The sequence below is a fragment of the Myxococcales bacterium genome (genome assembly GCA_022563535.1).
GTDB lineage: Bacteria > Myxococcota_A > UBA9160 > UBA9160 > UBA4427 > DUBZ01.
On the sequence record JADFNE010000032.1, the window covers coordinates 1 to 19744 of the forward strand.

Here is a 19744-nt window from a genome sequence, read left to right on the forward strand (position 1 = left end):
CTTCACCCTGTGGTGAAGGCCATCATCCTTCATTTCTGGCTCGCTTATGACCATCCCTTCATCGACGGAAATGGTCGAACAGCGAGAGCCCTGTTCTATTGGTCAATGCTGTCGCAAGACTACTGGTTGATTGAATACGTATCGATTTCCAGCATTCTTCGGAAGGCACCAGCCAAGTACGGACGCTCTTTCCCCTATACCGAAACCGATGAGAATGACATCACGTACTTCATCGATGCCCAGCTCCATGTGATTGGAAGGGCGATCACTGAGCTTCACAACTATTTGGCCAGAAAGATGAATGAAGTTCGCAAGACCGAGCAGCTTCTTCGGTCTTCTGTTCAGCTGAATCACCGGCAGCTAGCACTGTTAAGCCACGCGCTACGTCACCCCGGAACGCGTTACTCAATCGAATCCCACAGACGAAGCCACGACATCACCTATCAGACCGCGCGCTCAGATCTTCTCGATCTCACGGATAAAGACGTGCTCATTAAATCGCGTTCAGGGAAGGCGTACCAATTTACTCCAGTGCATGACCTGTACGAATGCCTAAAGTCTCTCGCCTAGAGTAGCCTGACTGCAAGTTCAAAGTGCATTAAAACTCGAGCCTATCACGAACTCCTCCAGGGCGTGCTGACCGGTCGGGCAGGCTAGGGCTCGAGTCAAATTGAACCGTGGTATTCTGCGAACGTATCTGGCGAGTCAGCCGCGGCGCCAGGTTGCCGCCTGCCGCTGAACGCCAAACCGTTGGGCGGCAAACTTGATGCTTGAAGACCTTGGAAATATCGCTGACCTGATCGCGGCGATTGCAACCATCGCAACTCTCGGGTACCTCGCGTTCCAGGTCAAACAAAATACGAAGGCCCTCCGGGGTTCGTCGGCTGAAACGGTCATGGAGAGTGAAATCGCTGCCGTTGCATTGACTACTCAACACATCAACGTCTTTCGACGCGGCAATGACAACATTTCAGAGTTGAATGCTGATGAGAGGGCTGTGTATGACCAACTCATATTTATCGAAATCTCGCAAACCTGGTCCGCGTTCACTCAATATCAGAGCGGACTGATGAGTGAGGTCACGTTCGCAGCGTTTCGCACTTCATGGGTACGCTCAATGAGGAACCCGGGTTTTCGAATCTCTTGGGCGGAACAAAAAAAATATTTCCGGAGGATTTTTGCCGATGCTTCGACGAATTGTCCGCTGCCAGCGAGAGTGCTGCCCCGCTTCCAGATTGAAGTCCGCGGATTCTCCGTGCGAATCAGTACCGGCGTGCAGTTTGATCGGCGTGCCCAGCACTGGTCAAGGCAAGCTTAGGAGGACTAAATATGATTACAGGTCGGTGTGAATGCGGCAGCGTACAGTATCAAGTCGATGGCGAGATCAACGACTTCAGTCACTGCCATTGCAGTCAGTGTCGACGGCTCCATGGTGCCGCCTTCGCGACGTACGCCGGTGTTGTACGCAACGAATTCTCCTTTCTATCGGGGCAGCAGGATCTAACGAGGTATGGGTCATCACATGATCACACCCGTGTGTTTTGCCGCATCTGCGGGTCCAATATCCTGGTTGAACTCGATTTCGAACCGGAAGCCGTTTACCTGGCAATGGGCACGGTAGACGGTGATCCAAAGTGTCCTCCCGCCTACCACATCTTTGTCGGCTCGAAGGCACCCTGGTACAACTTTGATGATTCGTCTGTGCGGCATGACACTTTTCCGGAGGATGAGTGAGCTGCCTGTCAGCCGACAACGACCAGCAGAGTCAAATTGATCCGTGTTACCGTTCTGGCGGCGCTGCAGTCCCAACGTTGGTGGTCAGCGCTAGTCGTTGCGGCTGAAACCCAGGCCGTGATGTGGCGCCGAAAGGAAATTGATGAACTGGAACGCGGTAGCGGCCATTTCCGAAGCGTTGGGCGCAGTGGGTGTGATCGTAACGGTGATTTACCTTGCGTTTCAAATTCGACAGAACACGAAGTCGATTCAGGGGGCTACTGAACAGACCCTCATGAATGCAGAGGTGGACGTGTTCGGATTGTGGGCGCAGCACGCGAGTGTGGCTCGGCGCGGTGACGCTGATCTTGGTGATTTAGATCCAGACGAGAGGGCGGCGTACGGGTATCTCGTGAGCGCGGAGATGTCCCAGCTGTATGGTGCATTCGTTCAGTACCAGCGAAAACTCATACCCGAATCTGTTTGGGTGGCGTATTTAAATAGTTGGCGGGACGTCGTCAATAGGCCGGGGTTCCGACAGATTTGGTCCGAAATTCAAACGAGCTGGCCGAAAGAATTCAGCCAGTGCCTCGACGAGGCCGTGGCGAGTTCGGAAGGGTCGCTCAATTGCTAGTTAGGCGGCATGAGATAGTGTCGAAACACATTTCAATCGCTCTCCTACTCCGCACCCTGGTCGGTTGCAGTGTATTCGCAGCTCCCATCTTCGTGGCCTGTGACTCGAATCTTTTTTCTGAAGGTCCATCCGCTGTCTGCACGGAGTCGGGCGTACAATGTCAGCTCTCGGCAGGGCCCCTCGGCGTTTGCGAGCGGTCGCCCTGTTCGCCCGGTGCAAACTCGCCCTGCTTCCAATGCACCTCGCAGCACTAGCCATCCTGCGCGACGCGCACGGGGAGTCGCCTGGTTCCGGGTTGAACCCGCCATATTTCACTCGCCGCGAATGAATGAACGTCCGCCCAACATGCCGTTGCACCGGGCGGGCTCACTCTTGGCCGTCACTGAGCGTGGTACCATGCCAGCTCTTCTGGTCTTCAGTGTCGGTGGTAGATCGCCGCCAGCTGCTGAATGCCGATCCGTTGGGCGGCCAGAAACCGATGCGTCTCGCTTTGGCCATTGTCGCTGCGATCTTGAACCTGGCGGACGCAAGTCTGGCCAGTGCGTGCCGGTGCCTTCCAAACGACACGGTCGAGGCTCAGTACGAACGGGCCGAGCTGGTCTTTTTCGGTCGAGTCACCTTCCACAACGGCGCAGAGAGTCGCGAGACCCAGCGGCGGTTCTGGGAGTTCGAGGTGGAAGGTGTTTGGAAGGGTCCCGTTCAGCAGAAGATTCGGATCTACGCGCATTCACCCAAAAGCGGAGAATTCACTAGCTGCGACCGCGAGCTGGAGATCGGACAAATGTACCTCGTCTTCGCGAGTACGTTTCAGGGCTATCCCGGGCGTTTCCAGGCAGGCAAGTGCTCAGGAACCGTGGTGGGTGCCGACGCCATAGAAGCTCTTGGCGTGATCGGTGCCCCAACCCATCGGTTCTCAAGGAACCAGGACGAAGTTGGTAGCCGCGTCGTCGAACATCTGGATCGTAAGGCCGCTGTCGTTTGAGTGGACGATCACGATCTCGTCTATTCCGTCTTCGTCGAAGTCGATGGCGACGGGGACGACGTTTCCGTCGAAGTTGGCGAGTTGTGCGTCCTCGGCTGCCGTCAGGTAGCCCGAATCGAGGCCCGGGTTCTGCATCGGCGCGAGGTTTTGGTTGGCGTCGTCAAGGATCAAGACCTGGTCGGCGAGGGGGCGCTTGAAGGTGATGACGATCTCGTCCAGGCCGTCGTTGTCGAAGTCGCCGGAAGCGGTGTGGAGTTCGCCGTTGCCACCCGCACCGAGGATGTCCAGAGCGACTTGCATCACGCCCTTGGCTGATCCGGGGAGTGCGAAGTACTTGAAGCCAGTCGTGATGTCGTCCAGGATCTGGAGCTGGTTGTCCCCGCCGCTGCCCGAACTCACGATCAATTCCTGGTACCCGTCACCGTCGATGTCTCCGCAGGACACGTGGTTTTCTATGACGCGCGCGTAGCCGTCGAGGAAGTCCGCCCGCACTTTGATCGTTCTTTCGGAAATGCCGCCCGAGCCGTTGGGTCGCCGGTTTCGGATCAAGATTCGGCCGGATTCGCGGCGCATGCGCTTGGATTTGGCATTGCTCAGCAGGTTGGTCAGCACGAGATCCACAACGCCGTCGCCCTCGAGGTCGCAGATCGTGTACTCGGTCCCGTAGGAGATTTGATTCTTGATGTTCTTGAAGCTTTTGAACTCTTGGGGAAGAGCGTCAAAGGATCCGCTGCTGTCCTCTTCGGTGGCCACACCCATTACGCCCAGGGTGGCCGCTTCGATGGACATTTCTTCGGAAGTCATTGGCTCATCGGGCACTGCCGCGAGAACCAGCAGCGCATCGGAATACGGGGTCATGACCGCCATGTCATCGTAGGCAGAGATTGAGATGAAGTTGTTCTGCGAATCTTCCAGGCTCAACGTGCTGCTCAGCACGCCACCGACCAGGTTGGGCATGCCGACGTCAATGTGCTGGTCGAAGACATCGGAGGTGGAGCCGACGTGAATCTTGTAGCCAGTGATGCTCGACTGCGCTGCGGGCGCCCATCCGACCGTCACCTCGACCACATTCGCGCTGGCGCTGGCCGCGGCAAAAGTGGCGCAACTCACAAGCACGATCGCGCGAGCGAGGTGTCGATAGGTTGCGAACGCATGCTGTCTGGCTTTCATGCTCGATTCATCGGGAGCGAGCCAGACTGCAAAGGTGATCTTCCTCACAAGTGCTGTGAAAGATTCACCTAAATCCGAAAATTACCCCGGGGAGTGTGGGCCATAAATGGCCCAGCACAGCTGCGCAATCGCGGAAAATGCGTGCGAGTTGCGCAGTGCTGATAAAAAAATGGCCGCTGTGAGGACAGCGGCGTCTCCAGGCCGTCTGAGCGGGCTGGTTGTGTCGTCCTGGTTTTGGTGCTCGTTCTAGTTGAACTTTACCTCGTTGTTCGAAAACAATTGAGCAAGCTTGCGCGCCGCTTCGTCGTAGGCCGCGGAATCCGCCCAGGTATTTTTCGGGTTGAGAATCTCGGTCGGGACGTTTGCGCAAGTCGTCGGGACGCTGAGCCCGAAGAAGGGGTCTGTCATGACTTCGGCGCCAGCGAGACTGCCGTCGTGGATCGCGTCGATGATGGCCCGGGTCCAGGCGAGCTTCATGCGCTTACCGACTCCGTAGCCACCGCCGCTCCAGCCCGTGTTAACCAGCCAGGCGTGGGTGTTCTGGGCCTCCATCTTCTTGGCGAGCATTTCGCCGTAGACCTTGGGGTGGCGCACCAGGAACGCGGCACCGAAGCAGGCGGAGAAGGTCGCCTCGGGTTCGGTGACGCCCATCTCCGTGCCCGCGACCTTGGCGGTGTAGCCGGCCAGAAACTGCTGCATTGCTTGTTCGGAGGAGAGGCGGCTCACCGGGGGGAGCACGCCAAAGGCATCGCAGGTCAAGAAGATGATGTTGCTCGGATGCCCGCCGATACAGGGTACGACGACATTCGGAATGAAGTCGATCGGGTAGGAGGCCCGGGTGTTGACGGTCAGCGAATAGTCGCTGTAGTCGACCACGCGCGTGGCAGCGTCGAACACGACGTTCTCGAGCACGGTGCCAAAGCGGATGGCGCGGAAGATGTCTGGCTCCTCTTCCTCGCTCAGATCAATTGCCTTCGCGTAGCAGCCGCCTTCAATGTTGAAGATGCCTTCTTCGCTCCAGCAGTGTTCGTCGTCGCCGATCAAGAATCGCTTGGGGTCTGCAGAGAGCGTCGTCTTGCCCGTGCCCGAAAGGCCGAAGAAGATCGAGACATCCTTGTCTGCGCCCATATTGGCGCTGCAATGCATGGAAAGCACGCCTTTGTCGGGCATCAGATAGTGCATGATCGAGAATACGCCCTTCTTCATCTCGCCAGCGTACTGCGTGCCGAGAATGACGAACTCGCTCTTTTCGAAGTTGATCGCCACGCTGGCATCAGACGTCACGCCCTCGACTGTGGTGTCGGCGGACTGCGCGCCGGCGTTGAAGATGACGTAGTCGGGTTCGCCAAAGTTCTCGAGTTCAGAGGCGTTCGGACGCATCAACATGTTGTGCATGAAGAGTGCGTGATAGGGGCGCGAACAGATGACGCGAATGGAGAGTCGGTAGCGGGGGTCCCAACCCGCCCAACCGTCGACCACATAGAGACGTTCCTGGGCATTCAGATAGTCGATGGCGATGCGGCGATTTTTTTCAAAGGAGTCGGGGGACAGAGGAATGTTGACGTCGCCCCACCAAATGTTGTCTCGGCTGGTCGGGTGGTCGACGATGCGTTTGTCCTTGGGACTGCGACCTGTCTTGGCGCCAGAGATCGCGACCATCGCGCCGCTCGAAGTCAACGAACTTCCGTCATACGCAGTGCCGTGTTCGTAGAGTTCTGCGGGGGAGAGGTTGCGGAGGATCTCCTTGGACGTGATTCCGTACTGATTGAGCTCAATGCTCAGTGCCATGTTGCGATTCCTAATTCGGAGGAGAGGGGCCGCGGGTCTCGCACGGACCCGAGGCGAGGGAGTTTACCCTGAGTGCGGCTTTCGGGTGAGTGATTCGGCGCGAGTTATCAAAATCCATGCCTACCCCGCGGGGCCGGACAGCGAGATCTCGCTGCCGATCCTTGAAAGTCACTCTTGCGACCCTACACAATTCGGCGCTGTGAGGTGCAGAATTGCTACGGTCGACCCGCAGGAGAAGATATAGGAGAAGAAGAGCGCCATGGGGTTTCTAGAGACCGTTCTCAGCCAGGCGATCGAAATCAATTTCGCCCCCTTCATCGTGGCCATCGTGGTCGGCAGCGCAATTGGACTCGAACGCGAGATCCACGGACGACCCGCCGGACTGCGCACGCACATACTCGTTTGTCTTTCGTCGGCCGTGCTGGTTCATGCATCGCGCATGGGATCGCTTGCCGCCCAATCCAACGGCCTTCTCGAAAATTATATCTACGACCCCAATCGACTCGGTGCGGGAATTGTGACGGGAATCGGCTTTCTGGGGGCTGCGGCGGTGATTCGCTCGGGCGACATCGTGCGCGGCATCACCACCGGTGCGTGTGTTTGGTCGGTGGCGAGTCTCGGGGTGGTGATCGGTCAAGGCCATTACGCCCTCGCACTGGCTGGCGCACTCACCATGCTGATGGTGTTGGTGGTCTTCGACTATATGTTCGTCTGGGTGACCCCCGTGGTGTATCGCAAACTCACGGTTAGCGGCCGACACAACCACTTTGTGACCGTCCGGAGCCGCATCGAAGCGCTCCTGCGCGAAGCGAGAATTACGGTGCAGGACGTTTCGTGCAACCTGCGGCCCGAGGCGGACAGCTTCGATCTCATCTTTCACATTCGCTGCCGAACGCAAGTCCGCGCTCCTGATATCGTGGCCAGAATCGTGGATCTCGAGGGTGTCTCGAGCGGGGAGTGGGGACAGCTTCAGCAGTAGGCAGCTCCCCGGCAGGTCTTTCAACGGGTTGCTGAACGCTGGCGAGGCTCATCCACAAAAAATAAAACCATCGCGATCGCGCCCAGTTGAAACACGATGGAAACTCCGAAGAGAATCTGCTTCGACCACACAACGGCGATCACACCGCCCAATAGCGGGCCGAGAAAGCCGATGAACTCCTGGGCGGAGTTGGCGAGCGCGATCCGCACCGGTAAATCTGCGCGAGATCCAAATTCGAGGGCCATGTTCTGGCTCGCCATTTGAAATCCCCCCATACCGGCCCCTACCCCGAGAAAGCCGAGGGCGAAACCCGGAAGGCTCGTCGCCGTCAAGATCCCCAACGCGCCTGTGATCCAGACCGCGATGGCAACCAGGAATACGAGCCGAAAGCCCGTGCGGTCGGCGACCAACCCCCAGGCAAAGTTCGTGACCGAGTTGGCCGTGATGAACGCCGTGGTGAGGATGCCGATGGTGGCGCCGGTGGGCATCGCGTGGCCCGATTCGGTCGCGACGCCGATTACATCTCCCACGTAGAGGATGTAGAAGGGCACGGCCATACGTCCCATGGTGGCCAGGGCTCGGCTCAGTACGTAGTAGGTGAAGCCCCGGTCGGATCGCAGCAGCGCCGGAATGTCTCGCAACCGACTCGCGAGAGACACCGCAGGGCGAACCTCTGGGGGCAGCGGTTCGCGAACCATCAGCAACATCGCGAGCCCGACACAAGTGAGCACAAAGGCCAGCAAAAAAATAACCGCGTAACCGTTGCCAAACACGTTGGGCGCTACCAGATAGCGCCCGCCGAGATACGCGACACCAGCCGCCGTGAGCCCCGCGAGTGAGGTTCGCAAGCCCACCAGAAAACCCCGCCGATCGACCGGGATCACCTTCGACATCAAGTAGTTGAAGATCACCATCTGCATGCCCATGAAGAAGCCAAAGAAAAAGAGAAAGACGCAGATCGCGATGACGGTTTCCCGGGGAGCCAGAAAGAAGCCCGCGAGCGCGATCCCCAGCACCTGCAGTCTCATCGCCATGCCGACGGCGAAGCCCACGGGCAAGACCCGCCGCCGATGTTCGATCAAATTTGCGCCGAGCATCGGCGATAGAAACATGCCCAGGTACTGAATCGAGCGACACAGCCCCACCACAAATTCCGAACCCGAAAGCATCAGGATGTAGGCGGGAAGGAAGGTGGGGGCATTGACCAGGCGAAACCCGGTCTGGCCCAGCAACCCGTGTGCTACGTGGGCGGCGAAGTTGCGCGGCAAGTCCCGACGGACTTGCTCCATATAGAGATCTTCGGACTGCTGCGCGAGGAGCTCGGTTTTACTGTTGTCTTTACTGTCGTTCGCCATCAACAGGCTGCTATCCGGCGGTGATTCCGTTGTCGATGCTGAAGATCGAGCCGTGAACGCTCAGTGCATCATCCGAAGCGATGTACGCCACGGCGCCCGCGATCTCCGATGGATCGCTCATCCCCCGTGGCGAGACATAGGCCTGCATGAGCTCGAAGTCCATGTCTTCGGGGAACTTGACGCCACTCGTCAGCGGGGTCGTCACACCCCCCGGCGCGACGGCGTTGATGCGGATGGTCTGCTTGACGTACTCGGCCGCCATCGCCTTGGTGAGGTTTACGAGTGCGCCCTTGCTCGAGCAATAGGCGGAGCAAAAGGCCTGGCCCATCAGCCCCGCATTCGATGCGATATTGACGATATTGCCGTTGGTCTCGAGCAGGTGGGGAATGGCGGCCTGAGACAGGAAGAACGGGCCGTCAAGGTTGATTGCGTGAATCAACCGCCATTCTTCCTCGCTGACATCGGTCACGGATGAAAAGCGCACGATCCCCGCGACATTGGCCAACACGTCCAACTTGCCGAACACGTCCACGGTGACCCTCACGGCTTCGAAGCAATTCGCGCGCTGGGAGACGTCAAAGGTTGCGGTCTGAATCGCCCCCCCCGAATCGTTTGCGATTTCTTTGACGATCGACTCCGTTTCGGCCAGTCCGTCGCTATTGATGTCGATGCCAAAGACCTTCGCTCCTTCCCGCGCGAGTCGTTCGCACACACTTCGTCCGATTCCCGATGCGGCGCCGGTGATGAGCGCAACTTTGTCGTGGTAGCGGTCCTGGTAGCGAGCTGTCATGGATTCTTTCTCCTGTTTCGTTTTCTCGATGCCCGGCTGGGTGGTGATCAGATTATTCGATGTCAACCCAACGCCGTTCGGCTGAAGAGAGCCTGATGGCGTCGAGCACTTTCTGTCCCGCCACACCGTCTGCGAACGTCGCCGGCGCGGGGTCGTCTGAAGTCTCCAGGCCCAGTGCGCGGTCTCGCAAGACGGCGCACAACTTAGTGTAAGGCGCGAGGTCGAACCCCGCCGCATGCAGACGATCGTAGGCCGTGACCATGAATTCTGCGGGGGCCGGGTCCGGCGGACCGTTGACCAGGTCTTCCGGGACGTCGAGCGTCTTGATGCCATCCGCATTGGCGAGGGTCACGCTGTCGCCTTCGATGGATAGCGTTCCCAGGCTCCCGTAAATCTTGGAGCAAACGACCGGCATGCCCCAGGCTCCCGCTGTGCTCTGGAGTACGCCGTCCAGCCCACTCTTCATGCGGAAGTGGATGGTGTAGGAGTCTTCCGCGGTCCAGTCCCGGTCGGAGACGAGCGAAAGCGACGCACTCACCCCGGCAAACTCGCCGAGGGTGGCACGCAGTTGATCAATCACATGCGAGGCGTAGGCGCCCAACCAGCCCCCGCCGTCTTTTTGCGAGGACCACCACGACGGAACTTCGCCACTGGGGTCGGCGAGGATCGGCACGTTCATGGTGAAGTTGGCCAGCCGCGGTTCGCCGATACAGCCTTGCTCAATCGATCGCGTGGCAAGGGCTTGCCCGGTCGAAAAGCGAAACTCAGTGCCGAGCATATGCACGATGCCAGCAGCTTCGGCCGCGTCGAGCATTTGCTGTGCCTCGGCGGCGTTGCGCGCAAAGGGCTTTTCGCAGAGTACGTGTTTGCCCGCAGCGATCGATGCAAGCGCAATCTCACAATGGGTGTGAGGGGGTGTCGCGATTGTCACGATGTCGACGCCGTCGAGCGCAAGTGCGTCGCTGAGCTTTGTGAGCCCGTGTTCGACTCCGACTTTGCCCGCGCGATCTCGCGTTCTCTCGGGGTCGCGCCCCACGAGTGCCCGCACGTTGATGCCCGCCCCGCGCAATGCGCGCAGGTGCGTGAGTACGCCAAAGCCTGTGCCAACGACAATGGCGCCGAGTCCTGAATCGGCCATGGGGGGCTCCTGGGCATATGAACGAATGGAGGAAACTTAGATCTGAGGCTTAGCTCAACCCGGCACTCACGTCACACGGTCGCGGGAACGTACCGAACCGTCCACACGAGACCGTGATAGACTGCGGCAATGAGTTCGCCTCTCGATCAATTGACGGTTCTCGCTGACCGGCATCCCGACAAACTCGCGCTCATCGAAGACCCGCCCCCCGGAGGTCGAGGCAACGCGGTGCGCTGGACTTACCGCGAACTCGAGGCCGAAGCCAACAAGCTTGCGAACGTACTGCTCTCCCTCGGCGTCGAGCGCGGTGACAAGGTGATCTGGTGCGGTCCCAACTCGTCGGGTGTGGTGCGAATGATTCACGCCGCGCGCAAGGCCGGGGTCTCGGCCGTGCCCCTGGGCTACCGCTTGACCGCAGAAGAGTCTGCCTACGTGGTCGAAAACTCGGATGCAGTACTGGCCTACATCGACGGCGACTATGTCGAACTCTTCACAGAGATACGCGGCAGCTGTCCAAAGCTGCGCGAAATCCTGGTCTTCGATGGAACGCCCGCGACGGGAATGAAAGACGCCGATGTTCTGATTGCGGACGCCAGCGCGGACGAGCCAGCCGTCGAAGCCGCGCGAGACACCGCCGGGACCATCATCTATACGTCCGGCACTACCGGCAAACCCAAGGGTGCCATGCGTCGAGGGGGTGGCGATCCCAAGACTTCGATCGGCTTGATGAAATTAATCGGCTACACCCACGACGATATCTACCTTACGACGGGCCCGATCTACCATTCAGGTCCCGGCGGGTTCATGGGGATCGCGTATGCGCTCGGCCAGACCGTCGTGCTGCAGCGCAAGTACGATGCAGAAGACTGGCTGCGGTTGATCGACCAGTTCAAAGTAACGAGTTCGTTTGCGGCGCCGACGCCGGTCCGCATGGCGTGCAATCTTCCCCGCGAGACCAAAGCGAAGTACGACCTGACGAGTATGAAGCGATTTGTCGCCAATGCGGCACCCTGGTCATGGACGCTCAAAGAAGCCTATCTCGAGGACTTTCCCGAGGAGTCACTGTTCGAGATCTACGGCTCTACTGAACTCGGTGTAAATACGATCCTGTGTCCGGAGGATCAGCGTCGCAAGAAGGGATCGTGCGGCAAACCCGCGCCCCACGTAGAACTCGCGCTCTTCGACGACGCTGGCAATCAGGTGACCGAACCCCATGTCGAGGGCGAACTCTTCGTCCGAAGCAAGAACGTCTTCTCGACGTACTACAAGGCCGAGGGCAAGTACGACGAAAGCCGACGAGGCGACTTCCACACCGTCGGAGACGTGGCGTACTACGACGAAGAGGGCTTCTTCTTTATCTGTGATCGCAAGCGCGACATGATCATCTCCGGCGGCATGAACATCTACCCGGCAGAGGTCGAAGCCGCGCTCGAACAAAACCGAGGCATCCTGGACGTTGCGGTGTTCGGAATCCCGAACGAAGAATGGGGCGAATCGGTTCACGCCGTGGTGGTGCGAAAGGGCGACGATCCACCGAACGAGCAACAGATCATGGACGATTCGCGAAAGTTTCTCGCGGGCTACAAGATCCCGCGCTCGATCTCGTTCATTGACGAGATCCCGCGCAACGGATCGGGAAAAATCTTGAAGAAGGAACTCCGCGCGCCCTTCTGGCAGGAGTAGTCCGCAAGATTTGCAACCGGGGCGTTGCGAGCATCGCTCAGAGTCGCGGCAGCACCTTGTCGGCTATGAGTTCGAGGCTCGCCCAGGCAATCTCCGGCGGCAGCCCGCCACACAGTGGCTGCAACATCAGGATCTGGTTCTTCTTTACGTAGTCGACCGCTTCGTCGGGTGTAAAGATCTGATACGCACCCTGCTGCGCGCGCAACTCGTCGACGGTCTGCGCGGTTGACTTCGAGACGGAGCGCGCGCTCCCCAACCACTTGGCGTACATCTGCGCGTCGTGAAGCATATGCGGACCGATCTCGGCCCAGGCGCGATCGAGATCGTCTGCGACAAACGCGGTCATGACCAGGCCCGCCTGGGGGTTCAGACAAATGCCGGGTTCGACGCCCTGGGCCTCGCATTCTTCGCGATAGATCGTTTCGAGTTCGGGATTCAGTCCCTGGGCCAGCATCCCCATCCCAAAACGGGCGGCTCGCCGTGCGGCCGCTCGGGTGTTGCCGGCCATCAGCATGCCCGGCCCCCCAACCGTTGCGGGTTTGGGCGTGACCCGCACCGTGCGCCCCTGGTATTCAAAGGGTTCCCCCGTCCAGGCGCTTCGCATGGCTTCGAGGGATTCGTCCATGCGCTTGCCCCGCCCCTTGAACGAGCGGCCGAACTGGTCGAACTCCCGCTCCAGATAGCCGACGCCGGTCGCGTAGGTGACGCGTCCTCCGCTCAGCAGGTCGAGTACGGCCATGTCTTCTGCCAGGCGCAACGGATCGTGAAGGGGAACGATGAGCGCGCCGATCTGGATCCCGATCGTCTTCGTGCGTCCGACCATCGCGCTGGCGAGAATCAGCGGTGAAGGCAGGTAGCCGTCCTCGGAAGCGTGGTGTTCGGAGATCACGATCTGAACACAGCCGTGCTCCTCGCCCCAGATCGCCATATCGAGGGCCGCCCGATACAAATCTTGGCTGCTGGCCGAACTAAAGGCCGGCGCTCGCATGTCGAAGCGCATCAAGTACACAGGAGTTCCCCTCTTTGGTTCCGGTTTGGGCCGGCCCGCGGTCGGGAGTGTTTTTTCGAACCTCCAGCGTACCGAGCCTACCCGAACCATGCCTGAGCAGCCGAAACGCGAGTGCCCCCGGGAGAAAGGTCACTCCTGGGCGATTGCATTGGGCGCCGGCTAGCGCGTAGACTTCTGCTCCTGAGCCGAAAGAGAAGCTCGCAAGAAGGAGCAACATGTCGAACGAAATCAGACCCTTCAAAATCGAAACTTCGGACGCAGAACTCGATGATTTGCGTCGGCGCCTGAGCGCGACCCGCTGGCCCGAGGCCGAAACCGTCGACGACTGGTCCCAGGGGATCCCTCTCTCCTACGTACAGGAAGTCTGCGCCTACTGGGGCGAGAAATACGATTGGCGCGCGCGCGAGGCGCTGCTCAATCAATGGCCGCAGTTCAAGACCGAGATCGACGGTCTTGACATTCACTTCGTTCACGTGCGCTCGCCCCACGAAGATGCGATGCCGCTCGTGATCACCCACGGCTGGCCGGGATCGATCGTAGAATTCCAGAAGATCATTGGCCCCCTGACCGATCCCACTTCCTTTGGCGGCCAGGCGAGTGATGCCTTTCATGTCGTCTGCCCTTCCATGCCGGGTTATGGCTTCTCGGACAAACCCGCAACAACCGGGATGAGCGTCGACAAGATTGGCGAAACTTGGGCCAAGCTGATGGCGCGCCTGGGCTACGACCGTTACGCAGCGCAAGGGGGCGACTGGGGATCGATGGTGACGAGTGCCCTCGGGATGCAGGACACCGAGCACTGCCTCGGCATCCACCTCAACATGCCGATCGTGGGCCCCGACCCCAGCACCATGAACGACTTGACCGAACGCGAAAAAGCGGCGTTGGCCTCGATGAAGCACTACGAGCAGCAGGGCTCGGGTTATTCGAAGCAGCAAGCAACCCGGCCCCAGACCCTGGGTTATGGGCTGACGGATTCACCCTCCGGACAGGCGGCGTGGATCCTCGAAAAATTTCACGCCTGGACCGACTGCAACGGCCATCCCGAAAACATACTCAGCCGCGATGAACTCCTCGACAATGTGATGTTGTATTGGCTGCCCGGAACCGGTGCTTCCTCGGGCCGACTCTATTGGGAAAGTTTTGCGAGTGTGAAAATGGATGAAATTTCGATCCCGGTGGGTTGCAGCATTTTCCCGCACGAGATTTTTCGCTGTTCGCGACGTTGGGCGGAGAAACGCTTCAAGAACATCATCCACTGGAACGAGTTGGAAGTTGGCGGGCACTTCGCGGCCTTCGAACAACCCGAGTTGTTCATCGAAGAAATCCGCACCTGCTTCCGCAATCTGCGCTGAGGGCAGCTGTCGCCCCGCTTGCGCTGTATTCGCAGTCCCGTTTGGGATGCTACTTTCGTTTGCGGTGAACGCATCGAGTCCCGCTGTCCAGCGGCTTCGCAAGGGGCTGCCCATTCTGGTTCTGGCCCTCGCACTGGTGTATTGCGTCGGTGCCCACTTTCACATTCATCGCGTCAATACCGAGATTGTGAAGGCCGACCAGGGCGCCTACATCGCCTACGCGCGGCAAATGTCGTTGACCCGCTATGCGGTGGTCGGGGGCCGGAACCAGATGCCGGTCTTTCCGTTTCTGATCAGCACTGTCGATCGCTACGGGATTTCGACCGATGACCTTTTTCTGCGTGCGAAGTATCTGAATGTCGGCTTGAGTCTGTTGGTTCTGGTGGGTGTCTTCGGGTTGCTGCGCCGCAACCTGCCCGGTTTCGAAGCCCTCGCGTTGACGCTCATCACGGCGTTCACGGTTTACGTGTACCGTGCTGGATACGCACAGGCGGAACTGCTCTTCTACGGGCTGTTCTTCTTGTCGTTCCTGCTCGCGCTGTCACTGCTCGCGACGCCCGCCTGGGGCGTTGCCGTGCTTTGCGGACTCGTCATGGGGATTGCGTTTCTCACCAAGGCGTCGGTTTTGCCGCTGCTTGCTGCGTTTGTCTTCTGGGGGCTCGCCGCCGCCGCGGCGGGAAATGCGAGATTTCGGGCGATTGCCGTCACTGCAATGGTGGCGGTCGTCTTTCTCGCGACCATCTCTCCGTACATTCACACGAGCAAGGAACGCTTCGGTCGCTGGTTCTACAACGTCAACACGAGCGTCTACATGTGGGCCGACTCCTGGGACGAAGTGAAACAGCTCATGCGTGACACCGGCGATCGCGAACACTGGCCCGATCTTCCAGAACATTTATTGCCGAGCCCGCAGCGATACTTCAAAGAACACAGTCTGGGCGAAATTGCCGCGCGAGTTGCAAAAGGGTTCTGGACCAGCGAATTGCGTCATCTGATCCAGATGCCGTTCGGCTATGGCAAGTATCTGATCTTCTACTCGCTCGTCGCGCTGGCGGTCACGGTTCGCTGGCGCGAGAAGGTCTTTGCCAGTTGTTTGGCTCACGGTCGTTGGATTCAAACCGGATTCGTACTCAGCGTCATTGTCGGCTACGTGCTCGCGTACGCGTTCTATTCTCCGATCGTTCGCGGACCGCGACTCGTCCTGGCCCTCTACCTGCCAGCGATGTTTTCTATTTTTTGGCTGCTCACGCGCAAGGAGATCGCCGAACAATCCTTGTGGTCGTCCGGCCGCTTCGAGGTTGGATTGGTTCACCTGCATGCCCTAGCGTTGATGATGTTGGCGTTCGATATCGTCTTCACATTGCCCGACGTCATTGTCACAACTTTTGCCGGTGCCTGATTTGTCGACTGCAAGCGAGATTCAGCGATGAGCAATGAAGCGCAACCCACAGAAGCGCCCCTGGCGGAGACCGAAGCAAGCGGCATTGTGGCGGTCGTCGACTGGCTTGCGGGGTCGAACGCCCGAGTCGCTGCAACCCAGGCCGCCCTTGCCTTGGCGATCTACGCCGTCGTGCTCAGCGCGCCGCTCTTTTTTGACGATCAACAGTTCATCGAGTGGAACCATCACGTCACCGGCTTCGACCTGGCAGAAATCTATTCTTCCAGCGTAACCGAGGGCGCGGGATTTCAATCCAACACCTACCGGCCCAACCAACAGTTCGTATACGCCCTGATCTACAAGTTCTTCGGACTGTCTCCCGTTCCCTATCACCTGTTCTCATTGATGGTCCACATCGCCAATGCCATGCTGGTCTTTTTGCTCCTCAACGCGTTCTCGCTCCACAGAACGGGTTGCTTTCTCGCTTCGCTGGTGTTTCTCGTTCATCCCATCCAGACCCAGGCGGTGAGTTACGTGTCGGGACTGGCCGGGCCGTTTGCGCTCATGTTCTTGCTCGCCGGAATTCACGCGTGGATCGCGAGTCTTGCGCAAGAGAGTTCGGGACGGCGCGCCGGATTGTTCGCAGCTGCATTGATCTTGTTCGTGGGGGCGTTCTTTACCAAGTCCGACATGGTGATTCTTGCGCCCTTGACCCTCGTGTTGGCGATCTACTTTGTGCTGAGCGGGCGCATTCAGGTCAGCCGCTATCTCGTGCTGTCGCTTGCGAGCTTTTCACTGCTCGCCTTTGGCTTCCTGGCCATCAAGCTCACGCTGCTCAATTTTGCCGGGGCCTCGGGCATGATTACGGGCAGTAACGTCTACACCGAGAACCTTCACATCCGTCTCTTTACCTTCATCAGTGTGCTCGATCGCTATGCCGAGCTGATCCTGTGGCCTGCGGTGATGAGCTACGGCAAGCCGCTGACTGCGTATTCGAGTTTGCTCACGTATCACGGCCTTGCGGGGCTGCTGATTCTCGCGATCGGAGCGATGGCGGTGCTTCGCGTCAGACAGGCGCCGCTCGTGTTTCTCGGCTGTGGCTGGTTCTTTGCTGCACTGGCCCCGTATTCTGGCGTCATTCCCCTGACTGCGATGTATCTCGAACACTGGCTCTACGCTCCGCTGATCGGCCCCGTGATGCTGCTCGCCGGTCTCTATCATCAGCTGACACCCGCCGCGCGCAATCGAGCAGCGGCGATCGCGGTTTCTGTTTTGCTGATCCTGATGGTTCGCACCGGGGTGCGAAACTACGAATGGGCGGATGCCGAGCGCTTCTATCTCGCAGAGATACGAAACGCCGGACCTTCGATGCAGATGTTCAACAACCTTGCCATTCATCTCGAGAGTGTGGGGAAGACCGATGAAGCGATCGAAGTACTGGAATTCATCATCAGTAACGTGGATACAGCTCCGGAACCCCATGTCAATCTGGCCCGGATCTCCGCCGAGCGCGGCGAGTTCGAACGCGCTCGGGGAGGATTTCTGCGCGCGCTCGAGATCGATCCAGTCAATTACAATGCGCTCATCGGCCTACGGGATCTCTACGACGCCCGGGGAGATGTCGAGCAGGCGATGAAGGTCGATCAACAGATCCGCGGGATTGAACGCGATCGGGGACTCTAGGGGCCAAACCTGTGGGACTACAACTTCAGGACTACCACTTGTAGGCAGCCGGCCCCTCGATCACCTTGCGTACGACATCGACCAGGGCATCGGGCATGAACGGCTTCTGCAGGAACCCCGCCAGGCCCAGTCCCTCAAGCTCTGCGGCGGCCCGCTTTTCCGAGTAACCACTCACCAGCACGACCTGGGCGTCGGGGCGGATCTTGCGAATCTTCTGAAACGCCTGGAAGCCTCCCATCGTCGGCATGGTTCGGTCGAGCAACACCAGCTTGATCTCGTCGGCGTTGCGGGCGAAGACCTCGACGCCTTCGCGACCGTCCGCAGCGGTGACGACCTCGAGCCCCACCCGTGTGAGAATGTCGACCGCAAGTTCGCGCACGCCCTGGTCATCGTCCACGACCAGCACCATGTCACTCGCCCGCCAGGTCGTGGCTCGCGGGCTACTTGAAGTCGTTGTAACCGCGGCTCCCTGGGAGGCCGGAAACAACACGCGAAACGAAGTTCCGACATCGGGTTCGCTGTTAATCTCGACCGCGCCCCGGTGGCCCCGAACAATGCCTGCGACCGCCGCCAATCCGAGCCCCCGGCCGGTGAACTTGGTCGTGAAGAACGGGTCGAAGATCTTTGAGGTGGTCTCTGCATCCATGCCGCACCCGGTATCTGTCACTTCGAGATAGACGTGTCGACCGGGGTTGAGGTTTTCCGAAAAAATCGCTTTGGCGGGCGCCTTCGAGAGATTCACCACTCCGGTTCGCACGTTGATCTTGCCCTCGCCATCGGACAGTGCTTCGCTGGCGTTGCTGATCAGGTTGATCACCACCTGGCTGATCTGTGCGGAGTCGGCTTCCATCGGCGGCAGCTCCGTAGCGAGATCGAACTCCAGCACGGTCTTTCCCGACACCGCCGATTCGACCAGCCGCCCCATCTCCTCGACGAGCTGCGAAAGGTCGATTTGTTCGAGTTGCAGCGGCCCCTTGCCCGCGTAGGAGAGCATCTGGTTGGTGAGCGCCGCGGCGCGTTCGGTGGCCTGGCGAATCTTCAGCAGGCGCTTGCGCAACGGCGAATCGAGCGGGACTTCGTCGAGCACCAGGCTGGCTTCACCCATGATGGGGGTCAAGAGATTGTTGAAGTCGTGCGCTATGCCGCCGGCCAACACGCCCAGGCTCTCGAGCTTCTGGGTATTGACCATCTGTGCTTCGAGGTCCCGGTGCTCCGCGTTCTCCCGCAGTTCGTCGGTGATGTCGTGAGTGACCGACAGCAGGCGCTGCTCCCCATCACTGCGTTGGTAGACATGGCCCTTGGATTCGAACCAGAGATAATTTCCGTCCTTGGTACGCACCCGATAAGGTTCGAAGCGCGCGATCTCCCCGGTCTCCACCGACCGCTCGGAAATCTCACGGATGCGATCGACATCATCTTCATGAATGAGTGCATACGGCGGCATTGCGAGCAACTCTTGTTGGGTGTAGCCAAGCGTTGCGGAGTGATCGGAACTGATGAACCGAGTCAGGCCATCGGTCGTCGTTTCAGTGATCAGATCGCGACTCATCTCTGAGACCACGCGATAGCGCTCCTCGCTCTCGATCAGCTGGCGTTGCGCATACACCAGTTCCGTGATGTCCCGGGTGACGGACATTGACTGATAGCCACCGTTGGCATTTTTGTACGAAGCCTGTGAATTGATTTCGAGCCAGCGCCATTCTCCGCGTTTGTGCTTTGTGCGGATCACGCAGCGGAAAGCTCGTCCGTGCGTGGAGAGAGCAGTTGCGCCCTTGACCAGGACTTCCCGATCATCCGGATGAATTTCGATGCAATCCCCGGCGAGAACCTCTTCGGGGGTAAAGCCCAGGACATCGACACAGCCAGGGCTCACATAGGTGGTCTGCGACTGATCGTCCGCCTCAGTGACAAAACCATTCGTCTGGTCGACCAGGCTCAAGAGACGATCGATACGTTTGGCGAGTACGGGAAGGTCGAGATCCGGTGAAGGGGTCGGGATCCGACTGATCACTTGATTCTTGAAGGTCTGCCCCGCAGATTCATCATTGGCCATGACGCCACTCCATCCGTCTAGATAGAGTAACCGA

Annotated in this window: 17 protein-coding genes; 9 read left to right on the forward strand and 8 right to left on the reverse strand. The window is 59.1% G+C overall.

Going from position 1 to position 19744, the window contains the following annotated elements; all coding sequences use genetic code 11:
* The 4 genes from IH881_11445 to IH881_11460 form a co-directional block, all read left to right on the forward strand.
* Positions 1–570, forward strand: a 570-nt coding sequence (locus tag IH881_11445; GenBank protein MCH7868302.1) for a Fic family protein, incomplete at its 5' end; no start/stop codon positions are given.
* 196 nt (positions 571–766) lie between these two features.
* The gene (locus IH881_11450; GenBank protein ID MCH7868303.1) at positions 767–1318 is read left to right on the forward strand and encodes a hypothetical protein; all 552 of its coding nucleotides are present in this window, start codon (positions 767–769) and stop codon (positions 1316–1318) included.
* Positions 1319–1329: 11 nt separating this feature from the next.
* A complete protein-coding gene (locus tag IH881_11455) occupies positions 1330–1734 on the forward strand; it encodes a GFA family protein (protein ID MCH7868304.1) in 405 nt (134 codons plus the stop codon).
* A 142-nt stretch (positions 1735–1876) separates the two neighbouring features.
* Positions 1877–2347, forward strand: coding sequence for a hypothetical protein (locus IH881_11460; GenBank protein MCH7868305.1), 471 nt, complete (start codon positions 1877–1879; stop codon positions 2345–2347).
* Positions 2348–2762: 415 nt separating this feature from the next.
* Here IH881_11460 and IH881_11465 read toward each other — a convergent pair whose 3' ends face one another.
* From IH881_11465 to pckA, 3 genes are all read right to left on the reverse strand, one after another.
* Positions 2763–3074, reverse strand: coding sequence for a hypothetical protein (locus IH881_11465; protein MCH7868306.1), 312 nt, complete (start codon positions 3072–3074; stop codon positions 2763–2765).
* Between the two features lie 186 nt (positions 3075–3260).
* Positions 3261–4499: a VCBS repeat-containing protein gene (locus IH881_11470; protein MCH7868307.1), complete on the reverse strand. Its 1239-nt coding sequence runs from the start codon at positions 4497–4499 to the stop codon at positions 3261–3263.
* 246 nt (positions 4500–4745) lie between these two features.
* Positions 4746–6287 carry a phosphoenolpyruvate carboxykinase (ATP) gene (pckA, locus tag IH881_11475; GenBank protein ID MCH7868308.1) on the reverse strand — a complete coding sequence of 514 codons (1542 nt, stop codon included), beginning with the start codon at positions 6285–6287 and terminating at the stop codon, positions 4746–4748.
* A gap of 259 nt (positions 6288–6546) precedes the next feature.
* Between pckA and IH881_11480 the strand changes: the two genes are divergently transcribed.
* Positions 6547–7266 (forward strand): MgtC/SapB family protein, encoded by a 720-nt coding sequence (locus tag IH881_11480; GenBank protein MCH7868309.1) that lies wholly within the window; start codon positions 6547–6549, stop codon positions 7264–7266.
* Positions 7267–7286: 20 nt separating this feature from the next.
* Here the strand turns inward: IH881_11480 and IH881_11485 are convergent, their stop codons facing one another.
* Genes IH881_11485 through IH881_11495 form a run of 3 tightly spaced genes read right to left on the reverse strand, consistent with a single transcriptional unit; the run spans position 7287 to position 10549 of the window.
* A complete protein-coding gene (locus IH881_11485; GenBank protein MCH7868310.1) occupies positions 7287–8621 on the reverse strand; it encodes an MFS transporter in 1335 nt (444 codons plus the stop codon).
* A gap of 10 nt (positions 8622–8631) precedes the next feature.
* Positions 8632–9411: an SDR family oxidoreductase gene (locus IH881_11490; protein ID MCH7868311.1), complete on the reverse strand. Its 780-nt coding sequence runs from the start codon at positions 9409–9411 to the stop codon at positions 8632–8634.
* Between the two features lie 52 nt (positions 9412–9463).
* On the reverse strand, positions 9464–10549 hold the full coding sequence (locus IH881_11495; protein ID MCH7868312.1) for a Gfo/Idh/MocA family oxidoreductase: 1086 nt from the start codon (positions 10547–10549) through the stop codon (positions 9464–9466).
* A gap of 129 nt (positions 10550–10678) precedes the next feature.
* On the opposite strand from IH881_11495, the gene IH881_11500 reads away from it, so the two are divergent.
* Positions 10679–12232, forward strand: coding sequence for an AMP-binding protein (locus tag IH881_11500; GenBank protein ID MCH7868313.1), 1554 nt, complete (start codon positions 10679–10681; stop codon positions 12230–12232).
* Between the two features lie 37 nt (positions 12233–12269).
* Here the strand turns inward: IH881_11500 and IH881_11505 are convergent, their stop codons facing one another.
* On the reverse strand, positions 12270–13241 hold the full coding sequence (locus IH881_11505; GenBank protein ID MCH7868314.1) for an LLM class flavin-dependent oxidoreductase: 972 nt from the start codon (positions 13239–13241) through the stop codon (positions 12270–12272).
* A 215-nt stretch (positions 13242–13456) separates the two neighbouring features.
* Here IH881_11505 and IH881_11510 point away from each other — a divergent pair, with 215 nt between their 5' ends.
* Genes IH881_11510 through IH881_11520 form a run of 3 tightly spaced genes read left to right on the forward strand, consistent with a single transcriptional unit; the run spans position 13457 to position 17657 of the window.
* Positions 13457–14596: an epoxide hydrolase gene (locus IH881_11510; GenBank protein MCH7868315.1), complete on the forward strand. Its 1140-nt coding sequence runs from the start codon at positions 13457–13459 to the stop codon at positions 14594–14596.
* Between the two features lie 46 nt (positions 14597–14642).
* On the forward strand, positions 14643–15995 hold the full coding sequence (locus IH881_11515) for a hypothetical protein (protein MCH7868316.1): 1353 nt from the start codon (positions 14643–14645) through the stop codon (positions 15993–15995).
* A 27-nt stretch (positions 15996–16022) separates the two neighbouring features.
* Positions 16023–17657: a hypothetical protein gene (locus IH881_11520; protein ID MCH7868317.1), complete on the forward strand. Its 1635-nt coding sequence runs from the start codon at positions 16023–16025 to the stop codon at positions 17655–17657.
* A 31-nt stretch (positions 17658–17688) separates the two neighbouring features.
* Here IH881_11520 and IH881_11525 read toward each other — a convergent pair whose 3' ends face one another.
* Positions 17689–19710 carry a PAS domain S-box protein gene (locus IH881_11525; GenBank protein MCH7868318.1) on the reverse strand — a complete coding sequence of 674 codons (2022 nt, stop codon included), beginning with the start codon at positions 19708–19710 and terminating at the stop codon, positions 17689–17691.
* Positions 19711–19744: the final 34 nt, after the last annotated feature.

Coding starts and splice junctions, on each gene's coding strand:
- IH881_11490 (MCH7868311.1), bottom strand. CDS start 9,411: ATGACAGCTCGCTACCAGGACCGCTACCACGACAAAGTTGCGCTCATC.
- IH881_11470 (MCH7868307.1), bottom strand. CDS start 4,499: ATGAAAGCCAGACAGCATGCGTTCGCAACCTATCGACACCTCGCTCGC.
- IH881_11525 (MCH7868318.1), bottom strand. CDS start 19,710: ATGGCCAATGATGAATCTGCGGGGCAGACCTTCAAGAATCAAGTGATC.
- IH881_11520 (MCH7868317.1), top strand. CDS start 16,023: ATGAGCAATGAAGCGCAACCCACAGAAGCGCCCCTGGCGGAGACCGAA.
- IH881_11510 (MCH7868315.1), top strand. CDS start 13,457: ATGTCGAACGAAATCAGACCCTTCAAAATCGAAACTTCGGACGCAGAA.
- IH881_11450 (MCH7868303.1), top strand. CDS start 767: ATGCTTGAAGACCTTGGAAATATCGCTGACCTGATCGCGGCGATTGCA.
- IH881_11515 (MCH7868316.1), top strand. CDS start 14,643: ATGCTACTTTCGTTTGCGGTGAACGCATCGAGTCCCGCTGTCCAGCGG.
- pckA (MCH7868308.1), bottom strand. CDS start 6,287: ATGGCACTGAGCATTGAGCTCAATCAGTACGGAATCACGTCCAAGGAG.
- IH881_11495 (MCH7868312.1), bottom strand. CDS start 10,549: ATGGCCGATTCAGGACTCGGCGCCATTGTCGTTGGCACAGGCTTTGGC.
- IH881_11480 (MCH7868309.1), top strand. CDS start 6,547: ATGGGGTTTCTAGAGACCGTTCTCAGCCAGGCGATCGAAATCAATTTC.
- IH881_11460 (MCH7868305.1), top strand. CDS start 1,877: ATGAACTGGAACGCGGTAGCGGCCATTTCCGAAGCGTTGGGCGCAGTG.
- IH881_11455 (MCH7868304.1), top strand. CDS start 1,330: ATGATTACAGGTCGGTGTGAATGCGGCAGCGTACAGTATCAAGTCGAT.
- IH881_11465 (MCH7868306.1), bottom strand. CDS start 3,074: ATGCGCGTAGATCCGAATCTTCTGCTGAACGGGACCCTTCCAAACACC.
- IH881_11485 (MCH7868310.1), bottom strand. CDS start 8,621: ATGGCGAACGACAGTAAAGACAACAGTAAAACCGAGCTCCTCGCGCAG.
- IH881_11500 (MCH7868313.1), top strand. CDS start 10,679: ATGAGTTCGCCTCTCGATCAATTGACGGTTCTCGCTGACCGGCATCCC.